Genomic DNA, 4,524 nt, shown 5'->3' on the forward strand with positions numbered 1-4,524 from the left:
CGTCCAGGGAGCGTGGCCAGGCGCCGGAGCGCGCTCTATCGGCTGAGGCTGGGGCTGGGGCTGAGCCTCGGGGACGTAGGGCGCGGGGGCCTCGCCCGAAGGCGGCGGCGCGACGGGCTGGGGCGGGACCGAGAGAGGCTGACGCGTCCAGGGCGGCGGCTGGTAGGTCGGCTGATACGGCGCCGGGGGCGTGTAGGCCGGCGCGGGCTGCTGGGCCGGAGGCGAGACGTAGGGGCCCCAGGTCGCATCGGGATGGCTGGTCACGGGCCGGAAGTCGGGGGCGGGCGTCAGGGCGTTGGCCGACGACGGCGGAGCCGGGATCGGCGACGGCGCGCCCCAGGCCTGGGCGGGCGTCAGCTGACGGTTGTAGCCCGGCGCTCCGGCGCGCCACGGATAGCCGCCGTGCGGGATGACGGCCGGGCGGGCGACTGTCTGAGCCGCGGGCGGCGCGAAGTAGGCCGCTTCCTGCGGCGGGGCGAAACCGTCGGCGGGCGCGGCCGGATAGGCGGGGGCCGTCTGGCTGGACGGATGGGCCTGGGCGCGGCCCGGCCAGGACAGCTGGCGATCATAGGCGGCGGGCGGGTAGGGCGTCTGAGCCTGGGGCGGCGCCCACGGCGCGGCCTGCGCCAGGGCGGCCGTCGAGGCGCCGAGCGCGGGCAGAAGGACGGCAATGGTCAGGATGCGCGGCACCGGCGCCTCGTGCAAGGTGAAGACGTTCAGCCAGACAGCCTAGGCTGCGCGGCTTAATCCGCGCCTAACGCCGGACAGGCTTAGCCGCGCGAGGGCAGATACTGGCTGGTGAAGGCCTCGCGCCAGTCGGGGGCGGCGGGATAGGCGTCCTGGGTCTGTTCGGCGAAGGCCTGCCAGCGTTCGGGGGTCATGGCCCCCAGGCCGTAGAGGGCCGCATCGCCGCCGTCGACCATGGCCTGGGCGCGCAGCGAGGCGCGGGCGGCGTCCAGCACGCGCTGGGGCAGGTCAGGATGGGCGCGGCGGATCAGGGCGTCGCCCTTGGCGCCGTCGCCGTGGACATAGTCGCGCCAGCCCTCGACCGAGGCGGCGATGAAGTCGCGCAGGGCCTGGGCGTTGTCGCGGGCGAAGGCGTTGGGCGCCAGCACCAGGCCGGAATAGGAGGGATAGCCGTCCTCGGCCGGGGTCAGGACCAGGGGCTGGAAGCCGACCTCGCGCGTGATCAGGCTGGGCGCGCCGTCGGTCAGGCGGGCGATCAGCACGCTTTGGCGATCCTCGCGGAAGGCTTTCAGATTGTCCTCGGGGGCGCCGGTCTGCGCCTGGTCGGGCGTCAGGTCGAAGCGGGCGCGCAGCCAGGTCCAGAAGCCGGTCTGGTCGCCCGGCTCCATCAGGATGCGGCGGCCGCGCAGGACGGTCAGATCCTCCAGCTCCTGACCGGGATGGGCCAGCAGGACGACGGGGTCTTTCTGCAGGAAGGCGGCCACGGCCTTGACCGGCGCCCGGTCGGCGATCAGCCGCAGGGGCAGGAAGCTGTCGCGGCCGACGGCCAGTTCGACCGCGCTGGCGGCCAGCAGGGCGGGGATGTCGGCGCCTGACGGCCCGGCCAGAATCTCGACGTTGAGGCCGCGCCGTTCATAGGCCCCGGTCGCGACGGCCTGGTAGAAGCCGCCGTGCAGGGCGCCGGCTGGGCCGCCCGCCGCGACCCGCAGGCGCACCCGGCCGGATTCGTCGGTTTGGGCCGGGCGTCGGCCGCACGCGGACAGGACGCCCAGGGCGGTCAAGCCGAGGGCGCCGGCCATCAGGCCGCGTCGGTGCAGGCGGGCGCGAGTCATCACGTCTAGGGTGTAGGGGGACGGGCCGCGCTTGGAAAGGCGGCGGGGCGTCGCCGGGCGGGATTTCAGCCCGGAAATCATGCGCCGGAATTGAGCGAGGGGACGTAACCCTTTGAGCCAGACCGTCGCCGGTCGGATCGCGGATCGCGTCCCCTCGCCAAGTCCGGGTTGGACTTGGCCGCTATCGGGTCGGAAGTCGGCCTCTGCGTCGGCGGGCGGACCCGGCGTCGTTCGACTGTCATTCCATCGGCCCCTGGTCTTCGGCGTTCCGCAAGGCGAACCTCGCGCCGTCCGTCGATCCCGGCCTGGTTCTCGGTGATCCCGGCGCCGAAGCGCTAGAGGATCGGGAGCCTGGGCCCTGCTTCGGTGTTTCCGCGTCCTCCGAAGAGGCTTGGAACCCTGGGTCAGAGAGCCGGACCGGTCCGCTTGATCTCCGGGTCTCCCCGGATTTCCGCGCCGCCGTGTCCCTCGGCCTGTTGACGTTCCCGCGAAATCCGTTATTGGGCAAGCGCCCAAATCGGCGCGTCTGTGCGGAATTCTCCCGGACCCGGTGGGCAAGTCTGTGGATATCTGTGGACGGACGAAATTCGCGAAAGCGGATCAGCGTCTTGCGTTGTCCACAGGAAAGCGACCGCCATCCGCTCGCAGGAGCGGATGGCGGCGGATCATCAGCGTGCGCGGATGAAGGTGCGGATGTCGTTCGACAGCTTCTTCAGGTCGTCGTCGCGGACGTACATCATGTGGCCCGAGTGGTAGTAGTGCCACTCGATGCGGCCGTCGGTCGGGAAGCCCGGACGGTTCAGCGAGTATTCGGCGCCGAAGAAGGGCGTGGCGAAGTCGTAGTAGCCCTGACCCACCCAGACGCGCAGGCCGCTGTTCTCACGCAGGGCGCGGCCGATGTAGGGGGCCACGTTCAGATACTCCGCTCCGCCGCGTCCGGCGGTCGGCAGGTTCCAGTCCCAGTTCCGGGTGCCGCCGATCGAGGAGTAGACCACGTCGGGCGAATACTTCAGGCCTTCGCGCGCCCAGGCGTTGATGGCGGCGGTATAGGCGCCGTCGATGCCGTAGAAGCTGGGGTCGTTGTCCGGGCGGTCGCCGGCGTTGTCGTAGTCGACGCCGGTGTAGCGGGCGTCCAGGCGGCCGATGGTCAGGCCGCGATCCCGCAGCAGCTCCTTGTAGAAGCGGCCGGGCGACAGGCGCAGGTTGGCGTTGCTCAGATAGGTCTGCGAGATGCCGGTGTAGCGCGACAGCTGCTGCAGGATCGTGGCGCGTTCGTCGGCCGGCAGGGCGTTGCCCTTCAGCAGGGCCGAGGCGTAGGGGCCGATGGCCCAGGCGCGGGCCTCGGCGACGAATTCCTCGACCGTGGCGGGCTTGTTCGGCACCTTGTCGTGATACCAGGCGGCGGCCGCCATCGAGGGCAGGGTGGTGACGAAGCCCAGCTCATTGCCCTGGGCGTCGGCGGCCAGGCTGAAGTCGAGGATCGACGAGATCAGCAGGATGCCGTTGATCGATACGTCGGTGTAGCTGCCTTCCAGCTCGTTGATCACCGCCGCCGAACGGGTGGTGCCGTAGCTCTCGCCGCCGATGAATTTCGGCGCGTTCCAGCGGCCGTGCTCGTTCAGCCACAGACGGATGAACTCGGCGATCGACTTGGCGTCCTTGGTCACGCCCCAGTAGTCGGCCGGGTCGGTCTTGCCCAGGGCGCGGCTGAAGCCGGTGCCGATCGGGTCGATGAAGACGATGTCGGTGACGTCTAGCAGGGAGTCGACGTTGTCGATGATGGGGAAGGGCGCGGCGCCGTCGTCACGCGCGTCCGACGGCACGACCACGCGCTTGGGCCCGAAGGCGCCCATGTGCAGCCACAGGGAGCCAGAGCCGGGGCCGCCGTTCCACAGGAAGGTCACGGGACGGTTCGGGTCCGTCGGGCCTTCCTTGATGTAGCTGTAGGAGACCATGGCCGCGAGCGGCTTGCCTTCCTTGTCCTTCAGATAGGTTTCGCCGGCGATGGCGCGGTAGGCGATGCGCTGGCCGCCGAAGACGCCGGTGTGGCGGGTCTCGGACATGACGGGCGGCGGGATGGCGGCTTCGGTGCGGTTCGCGGCGGCGGCGACATCGACGCGCGGCGCGCCTTGAGGCCCGCTCTGGCCCCCGCTTTGCGCCATGGCCGGCCCGGCCAGGGCCAGCGCCGAAGCGGCGACGACAAGCAGTCTCTTCATGGATAAACCCCCAGTTTGTCTACGCGGCTCCCCCTCGAGAGCCGGGCGCGCGAACGACGCCGCCCAGCTTGGAATGAGGCGGCAAGCGGGGGCGAATGTAAACCGTGGGTTCCGCCCTTATCGCGGAAGGGTTGGCTGGATACGGAGGGATTTGGCGAAGAATGTGCGGCGTGTCGCAGCGTGTTTCTCAGCCCGCCAGATCGGCCTTCTTCTCTTCCAGCTCCAGCCAGTCCAGTTCGGCGGCCTCTAGCTCGGCGCGGGCCTTTTCGGCGGCCTTCATGGCGCGGTCGAAGGCGGCGGGATCGCGCGCGTAGAGGTCGGGGTCGGCCAGGATGGCGTCCTGACGGGCGATTTCGACCGGCAGTGTCTCCATCAGCTTTTCGACCTCTTCCAGACGGCGGGCGTCCTTGTAGGAGAGCTTGGCCTGTTTCTTCGGGGCGCGGTCAGAAGGCTCCGCCTTCTCGACCCGACGCGCCCCGGAGGGGGCGGCGTCGGCGTGGGTCGGGGGC

Annotated in this window: 2 protein-coding genes and 2 pseudogenes; all 4 read right to left on the reverse strand. The window is 70.6% G+C overall.

Annotated elements, in window-relative coordinates:
• A pseudogene (locus tag BJP32_RS16570) lies at positions 1-705 on the reverse strand (hypothetical protein); the annotation flags it as partial.
• Between the two features lie 65 nt (positions 706-770).
• On the reverse strand, positions 771-1,799 hold the full coding sequence (locus BJP32_RS16575; protein WP_232464050.1) for an ABC transporter substrate-binding protein: 1,029 nt from the start codon (positions 1,797-1,799) through the stop codon (positions 771-773).
• Between the two features lie 668 nt (positions 1,800-2,467).
• Positions 2,468-4,015 (reverse strand): S10 family peptidase, encoded by a 1,548-nt coding sequence (locus tag BJP32_RS16580; protein WP_003165830.1) that lies wholly within the window; start codon positions 4,013-4,015, stop codon positions 2,468-2,470.
• Between the two features lie 187 nt (positions 4,016-4,202).
• A pseudogene (locus BJP32_RS16585) lies at positions 4,203-4,524 on the reverse strand (ABC transporter ATP-binding protein); the annotation flags it as partial.

The sequence above is a fragment of the Brevundimonas sp. ZS04 genome, assembly GCF_001956865.1.
GTDB classification, from domain to species: domain Bacteria; phylum Pseudomonadota; class Alphaproteobacteria; order Caulobacterales; family Caulobacteraceae; genus Brevundimonas; species Brevundimonas diminuta.

Excerpts from the sequence above, each read along its gene's own strand:
- BJP32_RS16580 (WP_003165830.1), bottom strand. The coding sequence starts at position 4,015 with ATGAAGAGACTGCTTGTCGTCGCCGCTTCGGCGCTGGCCCTGGCCGGG.
- BJP32_RS16575 (WP_232464050.1), bottom strand. The coding sequence starts at position 1,799 with ATGACTCGCGCCCGCCTGCACCGACGCGGCCTGATGGCCGGCGCCCTC.